The following is a 21,154-nucleotide window of genomic DNA, read 5'->3' on the forward strand; positions in this document are numbered from 1 at the left end:
TACTGGATCGCGTTCATCACGGTTGTGATCAACACGCTGGTCTTCCGCAAAATCGTGGAAGCGTACTCGCGCCTTTTGTTTTTTTGGTTCTTCGTCTCGGGCCGCTTTGCGCGGCCTGCGAAGTCCAAACACTGTACTGATGCGACCCACATCAGGCAAGGCGATCTTTAACAGAACGTTAAAAGGATTACGGCACCAAAACGTTCCTTATTTTCTGCGGTTTCTTCCACCCGCGGAATCATGGAACAAAAGGTGATTCTCCGGAATCCGGGCAGCGAAAAGGCCGCACCAGAGGTGCGGCCTTCGACTCGCCATCCCGTAAGGGATAAATTAAAGCGCCTTGATACGAGCGGTCAGACGCGAAACTTTGCGAGCAACGGTGTTCTTGTGCAGAACGCCGAGCTGTGCGCCGCGCGCCATTTCCGGCTCGGCGATTTTCATCGCAGCCTGAGCAGCATCTTTGTCGCCAACGTTCAGCGCAGCTTCGACCTTCTTAACGAAGGTACGAATGCGACCGATACGTGCACCGTTGACTTCTGCACGGGCGGCGTTGCGGCGAATGCGCTTCTTGGCCGATTTATGGTGAGCCATTGCGAACCTGTCTCTTCAAACAAATGTTACGTAATTCGGAGCGCGGCTTATAGCTCTGTCCGAAACCCTCGTCAACCCCCGATACCGCGTCGACGCCCTATTTTCTGCGGTTTAGGACTCTGTTGATGTGCAACACAGATATGCAGCACCGGAATCAGGGGTCAACTTGTAGCGATCACTGCACAATCAACGGTGCTTGAAATCGGCTTTTCTCTTTTCAGAGAAGGCTTTCATGCCTTCGGCGCGGTCTTCGAGTGCGAAAGTCGAATGGAATTCACGGCGTTCAAACATCAGACCTTCGGTCAGGGTCATTTCATAGGCCTTGTTGACCGATTCCTTGACCTTCATCGATACCGGCCCCGAGAAGGAAGCGATCTTTTCAGCTGTTTTAAGCGCCTCTTCAAGCAGCGAGTCGGCCGGGACGATTCGCGCGACCAGTCCGGAACGCTCGGCTTCCTCGGCATCCATCATCCGACCCGTCAGGCACATTTCCATTGCCTTGGCCTTGCCAACTGCACGGGTCAGGCGCTGGGTCCCGCCGGCACCGGGGATGGTGCCGATGGTGATTTCCGGCTGACCGAACTTGGCGGTATCTGCGGCAATCAAGATGTCGCACATCATCGCCAGTTCACAGCCACCGCCCAGCGCGAATCCGGCGACAGCGGCAATGGTCGGCTTGCGGCAGCTGGCCACACGGGTCCAGCCCTTGGTGATGAAGTCGTTCTTATAGACATCCATATATGTGTAGTCGGCCATTTCCTTGATATCGGCACCGGCAGCAAAGGCCCGTTCCGATCCGGTAATGACGATGGCACGAATGTTTTCATCGGATTCGAAATCATCAAGGGCCGCACCGATATCCGTGATCAGGGCAGCGCACAGCGCATTAAGTGCCTGCGGGCGGTTCAGGGTGATAAGCCCGACATTGCCTTTTTTCTCGGCGATGATGTTTTCATATGACATGCCAGTGATCCTTTATACGCGATCAACCCGGTTTTCTGGGGGTCGATTCGTCTGAAACCATATTTTGATACTGTTTTACCGAATTCGGTCACGCGCCGCAACCGAACCTGCATAAAAGCATCCGCGATCTGGATCAAAAGATGCCGGGGATCAAACCATCGGGGGGTGCCAGATACGACAAAAGAACACCGGACGGGAACAAACCCCACCCTATTTCTGGCAGGTCGGACAGAAAAAGGTCGATCGCCCGGCCTGAACAATCCGCTCGATTGTGCTGCCGCAGCCATCCGCAATGCAGCTCTCGCCCTCGCGGCCATAGACACGGAAATTATGCTGGAAATAGCCAAGCTCGCCATTGGTCTGACGATGATCCTTAAGGCTTGATCCCCCGGCGGCAATTGCGTCTTCAAGAACCAGACGGATTTCGCGATACAGGCGATCAATCTCGCCCGGCTTCAAATCCTTTGCCAGACGGTCCGGTGCGATACCGGACCGGAACAGGGCTTCGCACACATATATATTGCCAAGACCCGCGACCAGTTTCTGATCAAGCAGGGCGGTTTTGACCGGACTGCCGCGACGTGCGAGTCCCTCTGCCAGCACCGAACTGTTAAAGGCATTACCAAGCGGTTCGGGGCCAATATCGGCCAGCATCTTGTGACGGGTGACCTCATCAGCAGCAATCAGCGTAATGACGCCAAAACGCCTGGGATCATTGAAGCGCACAACCGCACCATTCTGCATGACGAAATCGACATGGTCATGCTTGCCCGGTGCAGGGACGTCTGTTGCCGGATCGTTATGGATGGTCATGCGGCCCGACATACCCAGATGGATCAAAAGAACCTGTCCATCATCAAGATAGCCCAGAATGTATTTCGCCCGCCGGGTCAGCTGATTGATCCTGCGCCCGGCCATCCGGTCGACAAAACCATCGGGAAACGGAAAGCGCAAATTGGGACGACGTTGCACCACATGGTCGACGACATGGCCTTCCATCACGGGGGTCAGGCCACGGGTAACTGTTTCGACCTCTGGCAATTCGGGCATATCTGGAACTCGTCTAAATGAAAGCGTCCCACTTTCTAGACCAGAATCCACCGCAAAATAAGGACCAATTTCAATTGCGTGGTGGCGGACCATTCCCCGGTTGTCCATCGGGGCGCGGTTTTGGTCCCGGCCCGGCCTTGCCAGTGCCGGCCGGACCTTTGCGCGACTGGGCAGAGCCAAGATAGGGTTCAAAGATCACAAGCGAGGCAAGGTCAAAACCCGCCGGGCAGGCATCATCAATATAATCGTAATAGATTGCCCGACCACGAATGGAAGATGCGCGGTCCGCCTCGAAGAACAGGCCATAGCAGGCGGGATTGCAGTAAAAGAGCGCGCCGTCCTGACGATCAATCCGTTTGGTCGTGCCATTACTTTGCAAAAGTTGTTCACCGCGCAAGGTCCCGGTCATCACCCGGCAAACATCCCCGCCAAACGACTGTGACGACGCGGTTTTGATTTCAAAGGGAATCGGCAGACCGACAATATCCTGTCCGGTGCGGTCGCGGCGCATGGTCCAGCGATCCCGGGCAAATCCGCGTGGCGTGCCCGAAAGACAATTCAGAACATTCCAGTCCGGCGTGGTTTTGACATTATAGAAGTAGGATCCCTTGTCATCTTTCATGCCACGACAGGCATCCAGCAGGGGCTCGACCGAATTGGCGGGTTCAAACCAGCCAAGGGCAAGAATCGGGAAGCTGTCCATGGCATAGCCAACCGGCTTTTTATCGATATCGACCCATTGGCGACCAAGGTCATTGATCAGGCATCTTGGCGCGATGTGGTAATGATAGTCATCGCCGCGCCCGGCATGACCGCCGCATTCATCAAGCTCACCCTCGGTAAAGGCCGATGGACGTTTGCCGGTTTGCGGATTGACCGGACCTTGTGTCGACGGATCAAAAATCGGCACCCCGTTGATGGCAACCCCAACTGGCCCGGCCTCGGTCATGGTTGGTCGGGATGCCAGTTGGGGATGTTGCAGAATTTCGAATTCAAAATCATGGGCGGCGGGGAATTGCTGATTGCTGGCGGTAATGCCGGTCATGACAGGATGGGACGGATCGGGCAGACCCTTGGCCGAAAATCGCACCTTGTCGCGATCACAGGCCAGATGGGAAATCTCGTCGGTGAAGCAGGCCTCGTCACATTTGCAATTCTTGATTTCGTGGGCACTGGCCGGGCTTATCGCGCCCAATATCAACGCCAATCCGAAAAGCCAGATCTTCATCACCCTTTCCCCCGATCACTTCCCCGGTCACGACCTGATCGCCATAGAGTATCACGGGTGCAACAAGGCGGTCATCTTCGACTGGACGCCGATCCACAAAACCATATGATGGCGACGCCCGGCGTCGTTGACACCCTGTGCCAGACCAGCGTTCGGGATTTCAAATCGCGCCTTGCCCCACCCTTTGCGCGATGACCTATTTACGAAAGCCGCCCCATGGAATTTGGTTTTGATCTTCTAGCGATCCTGTTTGGCGTTGCCGCCCTTGCCGCCTGTATTGATGCTATTGCCGGGGGTGGCGGACTGATCACCATTCCGGCCCTGCTTTGGGCGGGGGTAAGCCCGGCGCAGGCACTGGCGACCAACAAGCTGCAAGGAAGCTTTGGCAGCTTTACCGCGTCGCTTAATTTCATTCGCAAGGGTCACGTCAATCCGCGCGATATGATTCTGGCCATCGTTCTGACCTTTGCCGGATCGTCGCTTGGCACGATTTTGGTGCAGATGCTTGATCCGGGCATTCTGATGACGATCCTGCCCGGTCTTCTGATCCTGATTGCGCTTTATTTCCTGTTTTCGCCACGGGTCGGCGACATAGACGCCCATCAGCTGATCAGCAAGGCGACCTTTGCCTTTACCGCCGGATTTGGCATCGGGTTTTATGACGGGTTCTTTGGTCCGGGCACCGGATCATTTTTCTCCATCGCCTTTGTTGCCCTGCTTGGCTTCAACATGACCAAGGCGACCGCACATACCAAGGTACTGAACTTCACTTCGAACTTTGCGTCCCTTGTGATGTTCATTGCCGGTGGCGAGGTTGTCTGGGTCGTCGGTGCCGTGATGGCAGTTGGCGCCTTGATCGGCGCACAGATCGGATCACATCTGGTGATGAAGGTCGGTGCGCGTCTGGTCCGTCCGCTACTGGTCGTCACATCGATTGCAATTTCGATCAAGCTGATCATTGATCAATATGGCCCGACCATCAGCCAGACATGGGATCAGATGCGTCATTGGGTCGGATAAACCGACCGAAAAATCCGCAAGCCCATAAGAAAACCCGTCAGCCTTGTGGTTGACGGGTTTTGTGTTTCTGTCTGATGACTTCAGAACCTAGCAGGCATTGGCACCGCTTTCGGCAAAGACTTCATCACCACGATCAAGCAAATGGCTCCAGACCGTAAACAGCAGTGCGAGAACCGCAATCCCGGCACCAAGCCATGGAATATGCTGATAGGAAACGCCGTGCGTGATCGCAAGACCACCAAACCATGCACCCCCGGCATTGCCGAGATTGAAGGCCCCCTGATTAAGAGTCGAGGCCAGGTTGGGGGCCTCGGATGCTTCGTTCACCACCCGCATCTGAAGCGGAGAAACGAGTGCAAAGGCAACCACCCCCCAAAGCATCACCGTGATCACCGCCGGAATCATTTCGGTCAGGGTTTCAGTGAACATGGCAAGGATCACGATCAACAGCACAAAAGCGATGATGATGGCAGGCATAAGACGCCAGTCACCCAGTCGTCCGCCAATATAATTGCCAACCGTCAGACCAACCCCGAACAGCAACAGGACATAGGTGACCTGACGCGGGGTGATACCGGTGATTTCCTGCAACATCGGGGTGATATAGGTAAAGACGCTGAACAAGCTGGCCGAGGCGAGAACAGAAATCAGCATCGCAAACAGCACCTGAACCTTGCCAAGTGATCTGGCTTCGGCCCACAGGCTTCCGGTTGATGCCGCAATCCTGCGCGGCAGGGCAACATAAAGTGCCGCCGCAGCAATGACGCCAATTGCCACAACAGCCCAGAAGGTCGAACGCCATCCGAGTTCCTGACCAAGCGCGGTCCCGAACGGAACGCCCAGCACATTGGCCAGTGTCAGCCCCGAAAACATAAGCGCAATGGCCTGAACCCGTTTATGGGGTGCGACAAGGTTTGATGCCACAACCGCGCCAAGACCAAAGAAAGCACCATGGCAAAATGCCGTGACGACGCGGGCCGCCATCAGGGTCCAGTAATCCGGGGCTACGGCACACAGGAAATTGCCGAGGATAAAGATGGAAATCAGCAGCAAAAGCGCGCGTCTGCGCTCCATCCGGGCCGTTGCGATGGCCAGGAAAGGCGCGCCAAAGGTCACGCCAAGCGCATACCCTGTCACCAGAAGTCCGGCATCCGGAATGCTGACACCCAGATCAAGTGCGACATCGGGCAACAGGCCCATGATGACGAATTCGGTCGTGCCGATGCCAAAGGATGCAAGAGCAAGGGCGAGAATCGGCAAGTTTCCGGGAAATCCCCGGGTGGTGGCGATGTCGATCATGTCAGAATTATCCAGATAAATCCGTGTCGGCCTGCTGGACCCGGATTTTGTGCAACTGCGAGATAGGCATATTGCGCCAATTTTTGAAACGATTCAATTCTGAGATAAATCGATCCGCGAAACCATCGCCAAATTCGCATGGCCGCATGCGCAACATTCACGGCTGACATTTCCCGATCAACATGAAAAAGGCCCGAACGATGTCGGGCCTTTGAATAACGCGATGGAAGGCTGAAGATCAGGAAAGCTCTGCGACGATGCGCTTGGCGGCTTCGACCGGATTATCGGCCTTGGTGATCGGACGACCGATCACCAGAACGTCGCTTCCCATGGCAACCGCATCCGCCGGGGTGACGATCCGTTTCTGATCATCACTTGATGCCCATGCCGGACGGATACCCGGTGTAATCAGCTTGAAATCCGCACCAAGGGCGTTGCGCACCGGGGTAATTTCCTGTGCCGAGCATACAATACCGTCAAGTCCGGCCTTGCGGGTCAGTTCGGCCAGCTTGACGACACGCTCATCAATCGGACCTTTGAGGCCAACGTCGTCAAGATCACCCTGATCCATGCTGGTCAGGATGGTCACCGCAATCACCCAGGGCACTTCACCGCCGGCCTTGTCGGCCGCTTCGCGTGCCGCTTCGCCCGCACGTTTCATCATCTCGATGCCGCCTGTGGCATGGACATTGACGATCCTGAGCCCCATCGGGGTAACCGCACGGATGGCACCGGCCACGGTGTTGGGGATATCGTGATATTTGACATCAAGAAAGATCGGCATGCCAGCCTTGGCAACCGCGCGCACACCCTGTGGACCGTGGGCTGCAAAGAATTCCTTGCCCAGTTTGGCCCCGCCAATCACGCCAGACAGCTTTGACGCCAGATCAATTGCGTGATCAAGGTCTGTGGTATCGATGGCACAGAAGATACGGTCTTTTGGGGAAAGGGTCTGGGTCATGATGTCCTCCGGCGGCTTGCAATTGGGTCATGGCCCACAATCAGGTGCGCGGACCGGACATGGCTTAGCCGATTTATCCACAAAGGCCAATGTCAAATAGTCCCTTTCCGGCGCATGGGCCCATGCATGAGGCAAACACAAGATCGGAACGATCAATAAAAAGGGCCCCTGAAAGGAGCCCTTTGCGGTGTCAGCTATGACCCAGTGCCTTTTGATCAGCTTTGGGGGGCGCATCGTCGGTCTTGATACGCTTGAGCTCGCTATCCATCCGGCGGACGGCCCGGCGATGCTTGCCATGGATCAGCCATTCATAGGCAAAGCCGATGCCAAGCCCGAGAAGCAGGGCAACCATGATCGGCAGAAACAGCGGCAGGTCGACCTCATAGGGCAAAGGCCAAAGCGACAGGGTCACAAGCGCACGGTTGGACACGGCAAAGACGGCAATCAGAACCGCAAGCGGGATAGAAATAATCCAGTAAAGGATACGCATTCTTGGCTCCTTGTGCCTGACGGGATGGCGGCAGATGTCCGGCGAACCGGACATCCCCGAAATCAGGCAACAGGTCACGTTCGGGGATCGATGCGACAGTATGGCGCAAACAGCAGGCAAAAGCCAAGTCACCAGCAACACAGAAATTCTGCATCATGGCAGGTTTTGCACAAGCCATCCGGCCAGACCGGATCGCCGATCAATCATCGCGCAAACGGAAATCAGTTCAAACGCTCGCGGAGCTGTTTACCGGTCTTGAAATAGGGAACCTTTTTCTCGCCGACAGGGACCGCATCACCCGTACGCGGGTTGCGACCGACACGTGCATCACGCTGTTTGACAGAAAAGGCACCAAAACCGCGAAGCTCGACCCGGTCTCCGCGGGCAAGCGCGTCGGTGATTTCGTCAAAGATCGTTGCAACAATCCGTTCGACGTCTCGCTGATAGAGATGCGGATTCAACTCAGCAAGCCGGGCAATCAGTTCAGATTTCGTCATTTCCAGGCCCCATCCTGTTCGTGCTGACAGTATCACTCAACCGCGGATTAGATTATTTTATCGGTAACTATCACTCAGGTTGCCAGACAGCTAGCAAACCGTCAAGTTTAAGCCCCTCAGATGACAGCACTTTTCCAAGGTTTCCCTCAAACAGTGCGGACATCAAATCGTCCTCCGGGTACTCGATTTCAAGCGGCACAACGTCCGCTTCCGGCGTGACACCGGCCTGGGTTTCAAGCCAGCGCAAGGCTTCACGACGGCCTCCTATTTCATCAATCAATCCATTGGCAAGGGCCTGCTGTCCGGTATAGACCCGGCCATCCGCCAAGGTTTTTACAGTATCAAGCGACATATCACGTCGTTCGGCGACCATTCCGACAAACACGTCAAACATGTCGGAAATCAGGCCCTGCATGGCCGATTTTGCAGCATCATCAACCGGTTCGAACGGATTCGGTGCTGCCTTGAGCGGTCCGCTCTTAACTGTCAGCGGCTCGACACCCAGCTTTTCCAAAGTGCCCGAGAAATTCATCGACTGGAAAATCACCCCGATCGATCCGGTCACCGTGCCCCGGCGCGCCACAATATGGTCGGCGGCAATCGCAGTCATATAGCCACCCGATGCGGCAACTGTACCCATTTCGGCAACGATCGGTCGGGTCTCCCCGATACGGCGCAGCGCCTCAAACAGAGTTTCACCACCAACCATGGTGCCGCCGGGACTGTTGATATGGACAATCACACCGACAACATCGCGGTCTTCCTCGATGGCAGCCAGCGCATCAAGAAGATAGGGATCCTCGGTAATCACACCTTCAATATTGACCTCGACAATTCTTGGCCCGAGTCCGCCCAGAACGCTGTTCTGCACACCGGTCCCGGCAAGACCGATGATGATCACAGCAAGCACGGCAATCACAGCCACCACGCGCCAGCGGAAGACTGATTTCTTCAAGCGACGTCGATCCAGCAGAATATCGGCATCCAGCGCCATCAGGGGTGTCCCGGTTATAATTGTTCGATCAAATACTTAGAAAGGAGTGTCTCCTTAAAGCTGCCTTTTCAAATGGTTTTTCTCGGCGCAGAAGGCAAGGACAAAAAGCGTTTAAAATCAAAATTTTCGCTAAAAATGACCAACAATCCGGTGCCGAACACCAATCCGGGGTCAAAACTCGGATGATATACGATTTAGCGTGACAATTCCGGGCGCTAGCCGGTACCGCGCGATTGCGCATCAGTCCGGGTCACACTTGCCGTTCCGGCACACCGATTGGCCAAAAGAAAACGGGCCGCACAATGTGCGACCCGTCTTTTCAGTCCGCCAGAAAGCAGACTGTATTCCTTGGAGGGTGGCTTATTCGCCGCCTTCCTGCTTTTTGCGCAGAGCTTCGCCGAGGATATCGCCGAGCGATGCGCCGCTGTCAGCAGAGCCGTAATCCGCCATTGCTTTCTTCTCGTCAGCAACTTCAAGAGCTTTGACAGAGAGGGAAACTTTACGGGTTTTGGCGTCGATTGCGGTAACGCGTGCGTCGACTTTCTCACCAACTGCGAAGCGCTCCGGACGCTGTTCCGAACGCTCACGCGCCAGTTCAGCTTTACGGATGAAGCCTTTCAGTTCGGTGTCGCCAACAGCAACTTCGATGCCGCCGTCATTGACTTCGGTGATCTCGCAGGTGACGGTTTCGCCACGCTTGATACCGGTAACTGCTTCTTTGAACGGATCGCCAGCAAGCTGTTTGATGCCAAGCGAGATGCGTTCTTTTTCAACGTCAACGTCAAGAACCTTGGCTTTGACGATGTCGCCTTTTTTGTATTCTTTGATGACTTCTTCACCAGCGCGGTCCCATGACAGGTCCGAGAGGTGAGCCATACCGTCGATACCGCCCAGAAGGCCAATGAACAGACCGAATTCGGTGATGTTCTTGACTTCGCCTTCGATCTCGGACTCGACCGGGTGAGCTGCAAGGAAGGCATCCCACGGGTTCGAGGTGCACTGCTTGAGACCAAGCGAGATACGACGCTTCTGTGCATCGACGTCGAGCACCATGACTTCGACTTCCTGCGAGGTCGAAACGATTTTGCCCGGGTGGATGTTTTTCTTGGTCCAGGACATTTCGGAAACGTGGACCAGGCCTTCGACACCAGCTTCGAGTTCGACGAATGCGCCGTAATCGGTGATGTTGGTGACACGACCTTCGAATTTCGAACCGACCGGGTATTTGGCTTCAACACCTTCCCACGGATCAGCTTCAAGCTGCTTCATGCCAAGCGAGATACGCTGGGTTTCGCTGTTGAAGCGGATGACCTGTACTTTAACAGTCTGGCCGATCTGGAGCGCTTCGGACGGATGGTTGATACGTTTCCAAGCGATGTCGGTAACGTGCAGCAGGCCATCAACGCCGCCGAGATCGACGAATGCGCCGTAATCGGTGATGTTTTTGACAACGCCGTCAAGAACCTGACCTTCCTGAAGGTTCTGGATCAGTTCAGCACGCTGTTCTGCACGGGTCTCTTCGAGAACTGCACGACGCGAAACCACGATGTTACCGCGCGAACGATCCATTTTCAGGATCTGGAACGGCTGCGGGTTGTTCATCAGCGGGGTAACGTCACGGACCGGACGGATATCAACCTGGCTGCCCGGAAGGAATGCAACTGCACCCGACAGGTCAACGGTGAAGCCGCCTTTAACGCGACCAAAGATGGTGCCGTCAACGCGTTTGCCTTCGGAGAACTGTTTTTCCAGCTCAACCCAAGCTTCTTCGCGGCGCGCTTTTTCGCGCGACAGAACGATCAGGCCATCTTTGTTTTCATAGCGGTCGACATAAACATCAACGGTATCGCCAATGTTTACTTCGCCTGCGCCAAATTCTTTAAGCGGAACGCGGCCTTCGGATTTCAGGCCGACATCAACGATTGCATCGTCGTCAGTTTTCTTAACGACCGAACCGGTCATTACGCGGCCAACAAAACCTTCGTCTTCAGAACCAAGGGTTTCAGCCAGCAGGGCGGCAAAATCTTCGCCAGTCGAGAATTGTGCTTCTTCAGCGGTGGTCATAAACCAGACTTCCTTTCGAGTATCGTCACTATATTCTGGCCAACCGGTTGTATCCGGTGGTCTTTGCCGCAAAATCGCGGCGATATTGTCAGTCACTGCCCAAACCCGGACATATATAGAAGACGTATCTTCCATACACGAAAAGGTGAACGCACAAGTCGTTCACCTTAGGGACAGGTCATTACGACCGGCACCTCGGGATCGTTCATCGCCTGACGGTTAAAACGCCCTTTGATCAGTCATCCTCGCCCATATGGGTGCGGATATGCGCCATAACGGCATCGAACACTGCATTGGCATTCAGACGGTCCGTATCGATATGGATTGCGTCTTTTGCCATGGTGAGCGGTGCGACATCGCGAGCACTGTCTCGGGCATCCCGTTCTTCAAGCTCTTTGAGAACGCGCTCGTATATAGCAGCGGGATTTTTTTCCTGCAACTGTTTGAACCGACGGTTTGCGCGTTCTTCGACCGAAGCGGTCAGATAAAACTTGATCGGGGCTTCCGGGCAAACGACCGTTCCAATATCACGACCATCAAGAACCGCCCCGTGCTTGCCCCCGGGCGGGGTGGTTGCAAGGCTGCGCTGGAAATCAAGCAACACCTCGCGAACCCTTGGAATCGCTGCAACTTTTGACGCAGCGGTGCCGACTTCCTCGCTGCGGAGCTCTTCGCCCTGCAGATCATCGGCACTCAGATTTTTGGCCGCGCCAACTGCGGCAGTTTCGTCTTCCGGGTCGGCATTTGCGGCCAAAACTTTCGCACCGGTGGCCCGATATAAAAGGCCCGTATCAAGGTAGGCATAGTCCATTGCGTCCGCGACTCGACGCGCCAAAGTCCCCTTGCCGGACGCTGCCGGCCCATCAATGGCGATGATCATATGCTTCGCTCCCTGCTTGTATTAACGGGTCCTGCCTATGGGTGGCCCATCGGTGGCTTGATATCGACTTTTATATATTGGGACAGATCGATCAGGAATGTAGCGCAAATTTTGCGCCCATATCGCCCATCAGTTTTTCAAAGTTCGGGAAGCTTGTGGCAATCGGATTGGCATCATCAACCGAAACCGGTTTTTCCGCGCCAAGACCAAGAACCAGGAACGACATTGCGATGCGGTGATCAAGATGGGTTTCGACCATGCCGCCGCCGGGGACAACACCACCGGTAACAATCAGATCGTCGCCTTCGATCCGGTGGATCACGCCATTGGCTTCAAGGCCAGCTGCCACCGCAGCCAGACGATCAGATTCCTTGACACGCAACTCTTCAAGATCACACATGCGGGTTTCGCCATCTGCATAGGCCGCAGCCACCGCAAGCACCGGATATTCGTCAATCATTGACGGCGCGCGTTCGGCCGGAACAACGATCCCCTTAAGGCGGTTTTTGCCGGTCACAACCAGATCACCGATGGTTTCACCGGCTTCCTCGCGTTCATTGGTGATCGTGATATCGCCACCCATTTCGATCAGGGTGGTGATCAGACCGGTGCGCAACGGATTCAGGCAAACGTCCCGAATGATCACGTGGGAGTCCGGGTTGATCAGGGCGGCGACCATCGGAAATGCTGCCGAGCTTGGGTCGGTCGGAACGACAATGTCGGCTGCCTTCATTTCGACCGGACCGGTCAGGCTGACGGTGCGACCGCCATCGTCATTGACCTTCACATCCACATCGACACCAAAGTGACGCAGCATACGTTCGGTGTGATCACGCGACGGTTTGGGTTCGATCACGGTCGTGGTGCCAGTCGTATTCAGACCTGCCAGCATCACAGCCGATTTCACCTGGGCCGAGGCCATCGGTAGGGTATAGGTCACGGGTTTTGCCTCGTCCGTGCCAATAACGGCCATCGGCGGGCGGCCCCGGTCACGGGTAATGAATTGTGCGCCAAATTCCGAAAGCGGATCGGCCACACGGCCCATCGGGCGTTTGCACAGCGATGCATCGCCGGTAAAGAACGTCGTGATCGGATGGGTGGCAACGATTCCCGCCATCAAACGAATGCCAGTCCCGGCATTGCCCATATCAATCACGCTATCAGGTTCACGAAGCGCACCGACACCAACACCGGTCACATGCCAGGTCCCGTCATCATCCCGGGTAACGGTGGCACCGAGTTTGCGCATGGCGTCTGCGGTCGCCAGAACGTCTTCGCCTTCAAGCAGGCCCGTTACCTTGGTCGTACCAATTGCCAGACCACCAAACATCAGGGAACGATGGGAAATTGATTTGTCACCCGGCACCCGGATATCGCCCGAAATTGGCCCGGTCTTGGCCGAGGAAAGCGGGCGTTTGGTCTGCGAAGAACTCATTTAGCCATACCTGTCAGTAAATTGTTTTATCATCCCTTGTGCCGCCACCCAGAAAAGCCGAGACGTGTTGCCGTGATTTCAGGCGCTCAGGCGTCTTCAGATTGCGCGCCCAAAGCTCTAGCACAAGCGGTTATCAGGCACCAGTATCGAAGCCAAATTTTGACGGGATGATTGCACGGATTGCGGGCCTGTTTCACATCATTGACGGATCAAAGGACAAAAGGATCAATTTCCTTTTGACAAGCCGCCAACAAGATGGCAATTGGGCCTTTCAGACATTACGCTTTGCGCTGCGTTGCAGCACTTCGCGACAGAAAGTCTTTTTCTTAGATGATAACGGTAATTAAGAGGATTTGCCGTAATGTCAGCACGCGGTAAGAAACGTCACTGCCTCGCCTGTGGTACCAAGTATTATGACCTGAACCGTAGCCCGGTTGTTTGCCCGAAATGCAAAACACCTGATGGCGTGACCAAGGTCAAGAAAGCCGCGGTTGCCAAACCGGCACCGGAAGAAGACGAAGATATCGATGACGTCACCGATCTTGACGATGATGTCGATGCGGATCTCGATGACGATATTCTCGAAGATGCCTCTGATCTCGGCGAAGACGACGATGATCTTGGCGAAGTCTACGAGCATGTCGAATCTGATGACGACGACCGCTAAGAAATTTTGAAAATAGGTCTTGCCAACATTTGGTGAACCTTCTAAATATGCGCCGCGCCGCAGAGAAAGCTCAGGCAAATCTGCGACGCGGACAAAGTGGGGCTGTAGCTCAGTTGGGAGAGCGCTACAATGGCATTGTAGAGGTCGTCAGTTCGATCCTGATCAGCTCCACCATTCAAAACCCGTTGCCTTTGGCGACGGGTTTTGTCGTTTCGGGGTGGTTTTCACACCAGCCTCCGTTTTCCGGTAATTGATCCAAAATCTGCCCCACCCGGTAGAGACCAGGGCGATGTTGCACTAGGATGCGATATCGAACAGTCCGTATGGGCATCTGACCCATCGCCAAGATCAAACAGGGATACAAACATGACCAAAGTCTGGACCGTCTATTTATCGGGTGAAATTCACAGCGACTGGCGCGAACGGATTGCCGCTGGCATCCAGGAAGCGGGGCTTCCTGTCGAACTGGTTGCACCGATCACCATGCATGAAGATTCCGATGATTGCGGTGTTGCCGTTTTCGGGCCGGAAGAAAACAAGTTCTGGCATGACCGCAAAGGCGCACAGCTTAACGCCATGCGGACCAAAACCCTGTTGTCAGGATCGGACCTTGCCGTCATTCGCTTTGGCGAAAGATACAAGCAATGGAATGCGGCCTTTGATGCAGGCTATGCGGCAGCCATGGGCATTCCATATATCACCCTGCATCCGGCAGAACACGACCACGCGCTTAAGGAAGTTGATGGTGCGGCCAACGGTGTCGCGCGCGAACCTGAACAGGTCGTGCAGGCACTGGCCTATATCATTCGCGGCGATATGCCGAAGTAACCGTATCTGGCCGGATCAGGTTAATGCAACGTCTGGCCCGATGCCTGATCCGGGTCGCCCGGCGCAATCAGATCACTGGCAAGCATCGTAAATTCGCTGATGGTCCGGGCGACGATAATCCGGCCTTCGACCGGATTGCCCTTTTCCTGACGCAGAACGCCAAGCGCATCCGAGACGATCTCAAAACCGCATTCTTCCATCCATTCGGTGACCGCGCGCTGATGATGGCGGAACCGCTGGCCGGGGCCAAGGTCGAACGGGAAGGTGTCCCCATGTTCAAGGGTCAGCACCATGCAGCCACCAGACTTCATACGCGCATGTGCCGCACGCAAAGCCGGGGCCAGATCACCAAGATAGTTCAGAACATCGGCCGCAATCACCAGACCATATTCCTGCCCAAGATCATCGGGCATGTCGGTAATGTCACCGGCCACAAGCGTACGATAAATGCCCTTGGTGCGCGCCCGGTTGATCATGCGCGGTGAAAGATCAATGCCGTCAATGGCATCAAACTGACCGGCAAAAACTTCGCCCACCAGACCGGTTCCACAACCAAGATCAAGCACCTCAAGCGGGCGCAACAAGGCAGGCAGATACGGACGCACCGCTTCGAGAAGCAATTCCGGCCCGCGATAGGCCAGACGATCGCGCAAACTGATTTCAAAGCGCGGCGCATAATCATCAAACAGCGCGCGGACATAATCAGGTGGCAAACGATCACGCATCGCCGCAGCCCCAAGCAGGGTCAGGCGGACCTCGGCCCCCATGCGGTCGACCGGATCGAGAATCAGATACTGACGGTAAGCTTCAATGGCGTTTTCTTTTTCACCGGCGCGTTCATAAATATCGCCAAGCGTGAAATGGGCTTCTTCCCATTCCATGTCCGCAGACAAAGCCGCACGGGCCACATCAATGGCCGCGACATAGTCACCCTGTGCCACCAGTGCCAATGCCACATCAAGACGCCGACTGGCCGACAGACGATCCTTGCTCATCTATGTTTTGAAATCCGAAAAGGGTCTGGCGGAACCGCCATGAACCACAACCAAAGATACTGCTGTATCTTCTGAATCCCTGACTTTGGCAAGAGGGATAAAATCAAACAAAATCAGTGAATTACATTAAACGATACCTTTTGCCTCGTCGCAATTGGTGATCTGCGTCGCGCAAACGGCACACACAGGGAATAAATCCATGCAAAACTGCCCGGTCACCGGCATGACCGGCAAAAAGACCCGTGTCTGGTCAAAGCACGGATCCGGTCGGAAGATTAACCGGCAAAGCCGCGACCTTTGACGAAGGAAACGGGCCGGACAAATCGAATCTGATTGATAAAATCAATTCATTCGCATATTGTAATGTAAATTCATTTCACTATGGAAAGTCTGATGGAAAACTTTACGCCTGTCTCAGCCCTGTTGGGCGGTGGACTCATCGGATTGGCATCCGGGCTTTATCTTTTGCTCAATGGTCGTATTGCCGGCATCAGCGGTATTGTCGGTGGCCTTCTGGCACCGGCCAAGGGTGACAAAACCCTTGTTGAACGCCTGGCCTTTGTCCTTGGCCTGATCATTGGCCCGCTTGCCCTGATGACGGGTACATCAATCGAAGCCCAAAGCGTCGTCACCAGCCCGCTTCCGGTCATCATTGCAGCCGGTCTTCTGGTTGGTGTTGGTACAACAATCGGCAGCGGCTGCACCAGTGGCCATGGTATTTGTGGCCTGTCGCGCTTTTCGCTGCGCTCGCTGGTCGCGACCCTGTCCTTCATGATCGCCGGTTTCCTGACCGTTCTTGTCACCCGCCATCTGATGGGAGGAGCATGATGCGTATTCTTGTATCGCTGATTTGCGGCACCCTGTTCGGGGCCGGGCTTTATATTTCGGGCATGATCGATCCGCAGAAGGTTCTTGGCTTCCTTGATATCTGGGCGATTGCCGATGGTGGCTGGGATCCGAGCCTTGCCTTTGTCATGGGCGGCGGTCTGATTGTGGCAACCCCGATCTTCCAGTTTGCCAAGAAACGTTCGGATGCGGTCTGTGGCGGGGGCATGAATTTGCCAACCAATAAAAACATCACCACCAAACTGATCCTTGGCGGTGCCCTGTTCGGGATTGGCTGGGGACTGGTTGGCTATTGCCCGGGTCCGGCATTAAGCGCGCTGGCCTTTGGCCAGACCGATACCATCATCTTTGTGGTTACCATGCTTGCGGGCATGGCAGGCGCACGGGCCTTGCGGCTTCATGCGTAACCCCCTGAGTTCGATAATCCCCGCGATAGCTTCCCAGAGCTCCCGTTAGCTCCTTGGGGGCGGGGACGATCTGCGATCAGGCGGCCCTCCCACAGTTGATTGATCGCAGAGCATGCAACCGCCCGCGCATAACGCCGGGCGGTTTCGCATTTATGATCAAAATTCGCGCGAATTCTCGCAGCACCGGGCTTGTGTTTGGCGCTAAAATCCCATAACTGAGCAACAGCGCCACTTTGAAGTCGATAAAGGTTTCTGCATGAAGATCGGCATTCTTGAACCCGGGTTCGCCCCGGAAGAACTTCGCGACGAGTTTAAAAGCTATCCCAAGATGTTTGAAAAACTCCTTGGTGATGTAGACCCCGGTCTCGAATTTGAAACCTGGACGGTCCTTGAAGACGTTTTTCCGGATTCAATTAACGCAGCAGATGGCTGGGTGGTTATGGGCTCCAAACATGGCGTTTATGAAAACGCGCCCTGGATGATCCGCCTGCAAGAATTCCTGCGCGAGGCCGTCAATGCCGGGCAGCCGGTATTTGGCATCTGCTTTGGTCACCAGATCCTTGCAACCGCCCTTGGTGGCAAGGTCGTCAAATCCGACAAGGGCTGGGGCGTTGGCGTTCACGAATATAATGTCGATAACGCAAATGCAGACTGGCTGTCAGACAGTCCGGACACCTTGCGCATCAATGCCTTCCATCAGGATCAGGTGGTTGAGCTTCCCGAAGGGGCAACCGTTTGGGCAAGCTCGGACTTCTGCCCCTATGCCGGATTGCAATATGGCAGCAATGCCGCATCGATCCAGCCCCATCCGGAATTCATGCGCCCCTACGAGCAGGCCTTGCTGGAATCCCGCCATGATCTGATCCCCGAAGATGTGCACAAGGCTGCGATGGCGTCGCTTGAGACACCGATCAGCAGCCCTGAATTTGCCCGATCGATTGTGAATTTCTTGACCCGCAAGCGCACACGCAAAGCAGCCTGAACATCGGGTCTCAAAGTTATTCGTCCCTGAAACGGGCCGCTGTCTGGCGACGGCGGTCCACCTCAAGTTTCAGAATGTCCGGGCGTGAATAGTGACCGACCGGATCAAAATTCTGCCGTTCCTGACGTACCATCGCGTGATCAATTGTTGTGGTTTTGACCACTTCGATACCAATGATCGGCTCGATCACGTAACTGCCATCAGGTGCAACCAGACACGACCCGCCATTGGTCAGCATATCAGCCTCTCCGTTTCCGGCCAGAATCTGTTCAAGATACGGTGTATCGTCCGGGAAATCGGAAACCCGCATCAATCCCGAAACCGACATCACGTAGGAACGCCCTTCCTGTGCCAGGAAAGGTGAGATTCTTGTGTTGCGCTCTCCCCCCGGCCAGCAGGCAAAGTGAAAATCCTCGCCATCGGCATAAAGGGCGGTACGCGCAAGCGGCATCCAGTTTTCCCAACAATTCAGGCCCCCGACCCGGAAGGCACCAAGTGGATGGGTGCGCAACCCGTTGCCATCACCGGGCGACCATGTCAGGCGTTCCTCGTAGGTTGGCATCAATTTGCGATGAACCGATCCGATGGCACCATTTTCATCAATATAGGCCAGACTGCAAAATCCGCTGTGGCCACCACGGTCCATCGGTCGTTCATAAATGCCAAGATAGATCGCCATCCCGTGGTCGCGGGCCTGCGCACAAACCGTATCAAGATCACCGCGTTCAATCACAACAGCCTGATCAAGATAATGCGCATGCAGGTCCTTTTGAACCGGGTCGTTAAAGCGCGCCCCGTCGGTGCGTTCGATCCAGAACGGATATCCCGGCAAAACCGTTTCGCCAAAACCGATCAATTGTGCATTTTGCGCAGCTGCATCGGAAATGGCGTCCGATACCTTCGCCAGTGTGGCTTCACGGTTAAGCCAGACCGGGGCAATCTGGGCAACAGCAACATTAAGTTGATCTTTTTTGGAACTGTTATTTATTGAAAGAGACATTTGGGGCGCGTTCCTGACATAACGTGTTTATGATTGCACAGCACACTGGGACGAGAGTTACAAACAGACCAAGCAACTAATGCATTCTGTTACCAAGGCAGTAAACAGATTTCGAGCAAACCGGCGAGACACGATGATCCAGAATTTGCGACTGTATTCAGGACTGACACTTTTTGCGTATGTCCTGACCCATTTGCTTAATCACATAGCCGGGATTGTCTCACCGGAACTGATGGAATCGTTCAGCGAATTCAGTACCGAAATCTGGCAATTCCCGCCGCTTGAAATCCTGCTGTTTCTGGCCCTGATTACCCATTTTGTTCTGGCTGCAAGCCGACTGACCGGTCGCCGTTCCCTGCGTCTGCGCAAATCGGAATGGGCCCAGATGATCCTTGGGCTTTCGATTCCGTTTTTGATGTTCCGCCACCTGATAGCGACAAGGATTATTGATCTGGGGTTCGACGTTGAATCGAACTATGAGCGTGTCCTGCTTGATCTTGCCGTTTTTGTCCCGATGCAGGGCATCCTTCAGGCCATCACGGTGATTGTCGTCTGGGCACATGGTTGCATCGGGATTCATTTCTGGCTTCGGGTCAAACCGTTCTATCCCAGATGGCGCAATGTTCTGGCCACAGTTTCGATCCTGATCCCGACACTCGCACTGGCCGGATATGCCGCTGCAAGTGCCGAGATCATTCGCCGGGTCGAAGAAGGTGGCCGTAAATATGTGTTTGGTGTGCTTGAAGCGGCCGACGTCAATCAGGCAGCAATCAATTTCTATGAGAACGCGCTGATCCCGTGCTCCATCCTGACCCTTGCACTGGCATTTTGCCCGTTTGGCATTCGTCAGATCAGACAGACGATTGACAGGGTCAAGCGCGGACCGATGCTGAGCCTGCCCAATGGACGATCGGTTCGGGTCCCGCCCGGTGCCACGGCACTTGAAGCCTTGCGTGATGCCGGCATTGCAATGGCATCGGTTTGTGGCGGTCACGGGCGTTGTACGACCTGTCGGCTTCATTGCGGGTCGGGTCTTGAACAGCTTGCCGCACCGGGCCAGATCGAGGCCGCTGCCCTGAAAAGCATTCAGGCACCGCGGGGCATGCGACTGGCCTGTCAGATCAGACCGCAAAATGATCTGGCAGTTGCACCTTTGATGCCCCCCAACGCCACCGCACGCGATGGCCGGCGTCCGGGCGGGTTGTCGGGCAGCGAAAGACAGGTTGTCTGCGTGTTTATTGATCTGCGTGATTCGACCAAGCTTGGCGAACGCAAGATGCCCTATGACGTCCTGTTCATCCTCAACCAGTTCTTTGCAGAAATGACCGAGGCATTGCGCAGCACGGGTGGCTATTACGCGCAGTTTACCGGCGATGGCTTGATGGCGCTTTATGGCCATCAGACCGATGACATCGAAGGCACCATTCTTCAGGCATTCGAAGGGGCGGCTGAAATGTTGCGCCGGATCGAGGGATTGAACGAACATCTGGCGTCCGAACTTCCGCACAAGCTGCGCATCGGGATTGGCATGCATATGGGCAAGGCCATTGTCGGAGAAATGGGCCCGCCGGGTCGCGAAAATATCAGTGCGATTGGTGATACCATCAACACCACCGCCCGCCTTGAAGCCGAAACCAAGGGACATGGCGTGCCGTTGGTGATTTCAAAATCCCTGTTTGATCTTGGTCCGATTCCCTTGCCGGAAAACGCGGTTTTGCATGAAGTGGCACTGCGCGGCAAGGATCAGTCGGTTGCCTATTATGCGCTTGATGCCATGCCCGATCTTACACAGGTCAAGCAGTGACTCGTATCAATCCTGCCAAAGCGGCCTGTGGGCTTCCTGTGCATAAGTTTTTCGGGGTCTGGCGGCGAACGCAATGCAGCAGGGAAGTCTTGACTATCACGCAGAAAATCACATTTATTCCAATATATGGATACGTTCGGTGCCGAAAACGTC

Annotated in this window: 21 protein-coding genes and 1 tRNA gene; 8 read left to right on the forward strand and 14 right to left on the reverse strand. The window is 55.0% G+C overall.

Annotated features, from left to right (window positions below; translation table 11 throughout):
* Nucleotides 1-330 precede the first annotated feature (330 nt).
* From rpsT to WA318_RS00845, 4 genes are all read right to left on the reverse strand, one after another.
* On the reverse strand, nt 331-591 hold the full coding sequence (gene rpsT / locus WA318_RS00830) for a 30S ribosomal protein S20 (protein ID WP_101246850.1): 261 nt from the start codon (nt 589-591) through the stop codon (nt 331-333).
* 186 nt (nt 592-777) lie between these two features.
* Complete coding sequence (locus tag WA318_RS00835) at nt 778-1,554, reverse strand: enoyl-CoA hydratase (RefSeq protein WP_114096212.1); 777 nt, start codon at nt 1,552-1,554, stop codon at nt 778-780.
* 210 nt (nt 1,555-1,764) lie between these two features.
* The gene (gene mutM, locus WA318_RS00840) at nt 1,765-2,604 is read right to left on the reverse strand and encodes a bifunctional DNA-formamidopyrimidine glycosylase/DNA-(apurinic or apyrimidinic site) lyase (protein WP_336079521.1); all 840 of its coding nucleotides are present in this window, start codon (nt 2,602-2,604) and stop codon (nt 1,765-1,767) included.
* Nucleotides 2,605-2,674: 70 nt separating this feature from the next.
* On the reverse strand, nt 2,675-3,832 hold the full coding sequence (locus WA318_RS00845; RefSeq protein WP_336079522.1) for a YHYH protein: 1,158 nt from the start codon (nt 3,830-3,832) through the stop codon (nt 2,675-2,677).
* 216 nt (nt 3,833-4,048) lie between these two features.
* Between WA318_RS00845 and WA318_RS00850 the strand changes: the two genes are divergently transcribed.
* The gene (locus tag WA318_RS00850) at nt 4,049-4,852 is read left to right on the forward strand and encodes a TSUP family transporter (protein ID WP_114096215.1); all 804 of its coding nucleotides are present in this window, start codon (nt 4,049-4,051) and stop codon (nt 4,850-4,852) included.
* Between the two features lie 87 nt (nt 4,853-4,939).
* On the opposite strand, the gene WA318_RS00855 is transcribed toward WA318_RS00850, so the two are convergent.
* From WA318_RS00855 to aroA, 8 genes are all read right to left on the reverse strand, one after another.
* On the reverse strand, nt 4,940-6,151 hold the full coding sequence (locus WA318_RS00855) for an MFS transporter (RefSeq protein ID WP_336079523.1): 1,212 nt from the start codon (nt 6,149-6,151) through the stop codon (nt 4,940-4,942).
* Nucleotides 6,152-6,389: 238 nt separating this feature from the next.
* Complete coding sequence (gene pyrF / locus WA318_RS00860) at nt 6,390-7,112, reverse strand: orotidine-5'-phosphate decarboxylase (RefSeq protein ID WP_336079524.1); 723 nt, start codon at nt 7,110-7,112, stop codon at nt 6,390-6,392.
* A 190-nt stretch (nt 7,113-7,302) separates the two neighbouring features.
* Complete coding sequence (locus WA318_RS00865; RefSeq protein WP_114096218.1) at nt 7,303-7,602, reverse strand: LapA family protein; 300 nt, start codon at nt 7,600-7,602, stop codon at nt 7,303-7,305.
* 221 nt (nt 7,603-7,823) lie between these two features.
* Nucleotides 7,824-8,099: an integration host factor subunit beta gene (ihfB, locus tag WA318_RS00870; protein WP_101246842.1), complete on the reverse strand. Its 276-nt coding sequence runs from the start codon at nt 8,097-8,099 to the stop codon at nt 7,824-7,826.
* Between the two features lie 70 nt (nt 8,100-8,169).
* Nucleotides 8,170-9,093 carry a signal peptide peptidase SppA gene (sppA, locus tag WA318_RS00875; RefSeq protein WP_336079525.1) on the reverse strand — a complete coding sequence of 308 codons (924 nt, stop codon included), beginning with the start codon at nt 9,091-9,093 and terminating at the stop codon, nt 8,170-8,172.
* A gap of 360 nt (nt 9,094-9,453) precedes the next feature.
* Nucleotides 9,454-11,157 (reverse strand): 30S ribosomal protein S1, encoded by a 1,704-nt coding sequence (rpsA, locus tag WA318_RS00880; RefSeq protein WP_114096220.1) that lies wholly within the window; start codon nt 11,155-11,157, stop codon nt 9,454-9,456.
* A 235-nt stretch (nt 11,158-11,392) separates the two neighbouring features.
* Nucleotides 11,393-12,037, reverse strand: coding sequence for a (d)CMP kinase (gene cmk / locus WA318_RS00885; protein WP_336079526.1), 645 nt, complete (start codon nt 12,035-12,037; stop codon nt 11,393-11,395).
* A gap of 91 nt (nt 12,038-12,128) precedes the next feature.
* Nucleotides 12,129-13,472: a 3-phosphoshikimate 1-carboxyvinyltransferase gene (aroA, locus tag WA318_RS00890; RefSeq protein ID WP_336079527.1), complete on the reverse strand. Its 1,344-nt coding sequence runs from the start codon at nt 13,470-13,472 to the stop codon at nt 12,129-12,131.
* Between the two features lie 361 nt (nt 13,473-13,833).
* Here aroA and WA318_RS00895 point away from each other — a divergent pair, with 361 nt between their 5' ends.
* The 3 genes from WA318_RS00895 to WA318_RS00905 all read left to right on the forward strand — a co-directional run bounded on the left by WA318_RS00895 (nt 13,834) and on the right by WA318_RS00905 (nt 14,967).
* Complete coding sequence (locus WA318_RS00895; protein WP_114096224.1) at nt 13,834-14,139, forward strand: FYDLN acid domain-containing protein; 306 nt, start codon at nt 13,834-13,836, stop codon at nt 14,137-14,139.
* Between the two features lie 98 nt (nt 14,140-14,237).
* Nucleotides 14,238-14,313 (forward strand) — tRNA-Ala (locus tag WA318_RS00900).
* Between the two features lie 192 nt (nt 14,314-14,505).
* Nucleotides 14,506-14,967 (forward strand): YtoQ family protein, encoded by a 462-nt coding sequence (locus tag WA318_RS00905; RefSeq protein ID WP_336079529.1) that lies wholly within the window; start codon nt 14,506-14,508, stop codon nt 14,965-14,967.
* Nucleotides 14,968-14,987: 20 nt separating this feature from the next.
* Here WA318_RS00905 and WA318_RS00910 read toward each other — a convergent pair whose 3' ends face one another.
* Nucleotides 14,988-15,962 carry a methyltransferase domain-containing protein gene (locus tag WA318_RS00910; RefSeq protein WP_114096234.1) on the reverse strand — a complete coding sequence of 325 codons (975 nt, stop codon included), beginning with the start codon at nt 15,960-15,962 and terminating at the stop codon, nt 14,988-14,990.
* Nucleotides 15,963-16,355: 393 nt separating this feature from the next.
* Between WA318_RS00910 and WA318_RS00915 the strand changes: the two genes are divergently transcribed.
* The 3 genes from WA318_RS00915 to WA318_RS00925 all read left to right on the forward strand — a co-directional run bounded on the left by WA318_RS00915 (nt 16,356) and on the right by WA318_RS00925 (nt 18,197).
* Nucleotides 16,356-16,790, forward strand: a complete 435-nt coding sequence (locus WA318_RS00915) for a YeeE/YedE family protein (protein ID WP_181850126.1) — start codon at nt 16,356-16,358, stop codon at nt 16,788-16,790.
* Nucleotides 16,787-17,215, forward strand: a complete 429-nt coding sequence (locus WA318_RS00920) for a DUF6691 family protein (RefSeq protein WP_336079531.1) — start codon at nt 16,787-16,789, stop codon at nt 17,213-17,215. Before WA318_RS00915 ends, WA318_RS00920 begins: the two co-directional genes overlap by 4 nt.
* Before the next feature lie 256 nt (nt 17,216-17,471).
* Nucleotides 17,472-18,197 carry a glutamine amidotransferase-related protein gene (locus tag WA318_RS00925; RefSeq protein ID WP_336079532.1) on the forward strand — a complete coding sequence of 242 codons (726 nt, stop codon included), beginning with the start codon at nt 17,472-17,474 and terminating at the stop codon, nt 18,195-18,197.
* 16 nt (nt 18,198-18,213) lie between these two features.
* Here the strand turns inward: WA318_RS00925 and WA318_RS00930 are convergent, their stop codons facing one another.
* Nucleotides 18,214-19,197 carry a carbon-nitrogen hydrolase family protein gene (locus WA318_RS00930; RefSeq protein ID WP_336079533.1) on the reverse strand — a complete coding sequence of 328 codons (984 nt, stop codon included), beginning with the start codon at nt 19,195-19,197 and terminating at the stop codon, nt 18,214-18,216.
* Between the two features lie 133 nt (nt 19,198-19,330).
* On the opposite strand from WA318_RS00930, the gene WA318_RS00935 reads away from it, so the two are divergent.
* Nucleotides 19,331-21,001, forward strand: coding sequence for an adenylate/guanylate cyclase domain-containing protein (locus WA318_RS00935; protein ID WP_336079534.1), 1,671 nt, complete (start codon nt 19,331-19,333; stop codon nt 20,999-21,001).
* The last annotated feature ends 153 nt before the right edge of the window (nt 21,002-21,154 follow it).

Origin of the sequence: Thalassospira sp. CH_XMU1448-2 (assembly GCF_037027285.1) — a bacterium.
In the GTDB taxonomy this organism is placed as follows: domain Bacteria; phylum Pseudomonadota; class Alphaproteobacteria; order Rhodospirillales; family Thalassospiraceae; genus Thalassospira; species Thalassospira profundimaris_C.

Bases quoted from the DNA above. Each gene is read 5' to 3' on its own strand.
- WA318_RS00920 (WP_336079531.1), top strand. From the start codon at position 16,787: ATGATGCGTATTCTTGTATCGCTGATTTGCGGCACCCTGTTCGGGGCC.
- WA318_RS00855 (WP_336079523.1), bottom strand. From the start codon at position 6,151: ATGATCGACATCGCCACCACCCGGGGATTTCCCGGAAACTTGCCGATT.
- pyrF (WP_336079524.1), bottom strand. From the start codon at position 7,112: ATGACCCAGACCCTTTCCCCAAAAGACCGTATCTTCTGTGCCATCGAT.
- WA318_RS00845 (WP_336079522.1), bottom strand. From the start codon at position 3,832: ATGAAGATCTGGCTTTTCGGATTGGCGTTGATATTGGGCGCGATAAGC.
- WA318_RS00895 (WP_114096224.1), top strand. From the start codon at position 13,834: ATGTCAGCACGCGGTAAGAAACGTCACTGCCTCGCCTGTGGTACCAAG.
- WA318_RS00925 (WP_336079532.1), top strand. From the start codon at position 17,472: ATGAAGATCGGCATTCTTGAACCCGGGTTCGCCCCGGAAGAACTTCGC.
- WA318_RS00935 (WP_336079534.1), top strand. From the start codon at position 19,331: ATGATCCAGAATTTGCGACTGTATTCAGGACTGACACTTTTTGCGTAT.
- ihfB (WP_101246842.1), bottom strand. From the start codon at position 8,099: ATGACGAAATCTGAACTGATTGCCCGGCTTGCTGAGTTGAATCCGCAT.
- sppA (WP_336079525.1), bottom strand. From the start codon at position 9,093: ATGGCGCTGGATGCCGATATTCTGCTGGATCGACGTCGCTTGAAGAAA.
- WA318_RS00850 (WP_114096215.1), top strand. From the start codon at position 4,049: ATGGAATTTGGTTTTGATCTTCTAGCGATCCTGTTTGGCGTTGCCGCC.
- cmk (WP_336079526.1), bottom strand. From the start codon at position 12,037: ATGATCATCGCCATTGATGGGCCGGCAGCGTCCGGCAAGGGGACTTTG.
- rpsA (WP_114096220.1), bottom strand. From the start codon at position 11,157: ATGACCACCGCTGAAGAAGCACAATTCTCGACTGGCGAAGATTTTGCC.
- WA318_RS00915 (WP_181850126.1), top strand. From the start codon at position 16,356: ATGGAAAACTTTACGCCTGTCTCAGCCCTGTTGGGCGGTGGACTCATC.
- rpsT (WP_101246850.1), bottom strand. From the start codon at position 591: ATGGCTCACCATAAATCGGCCAAGAAGCGCATTCGCCGCAACGCCGCC.
- WA318_RS00865 (WP_114096218.1), bottom strand. From the start codon at position 7,602: ATGCGTATCCTTTACTGGATTATTTCTATCCCGCTTGCGGTTCTGATT.
- WA318_RS00930 (WP_336079533.1), bottom strand. From the start codon at position 19,197: ATGTCTCTTTCAATAAATAACAGTTCCAAAAAAGATCAACTTAATGTT.
- mutM (WP_336079521.1), bottom strand. From the start codon at position 2,604: ATGCCCGAATTGCCAGAGGTCGAAACAGTTACCCGTGGCCTGACCCCC.
- aroA (WP_336079527.1), bottom strand. From the start codon at position 13,472: ATGAGTTCTTCGCAGACCAAACGCCCGCTTTCCTCGGCCAAGACCGGG.
- WA318_RS00910 (WP_114096234.1), bottom strand. From the start codon at position 15,962: ATGAGCAAGGATCGTCTGTCGGCCAGTCGGCGTCTTGATGTGGCATTG.
- WA318_RS00905 (WP_336079529.1), top strand. From the start codon at position 14,506: ATGACCAAAGTCTGGACCGTCTATTTATCGGGTGAAATTCACAGCGAC.
- WA318_RS00835 (WP_114096212.1), bottom strand. From the start codon at position 1,554: ATGTCATATGAAAACATCATCGCCGAGAAAAAAGGCAATGTCGGGCTT.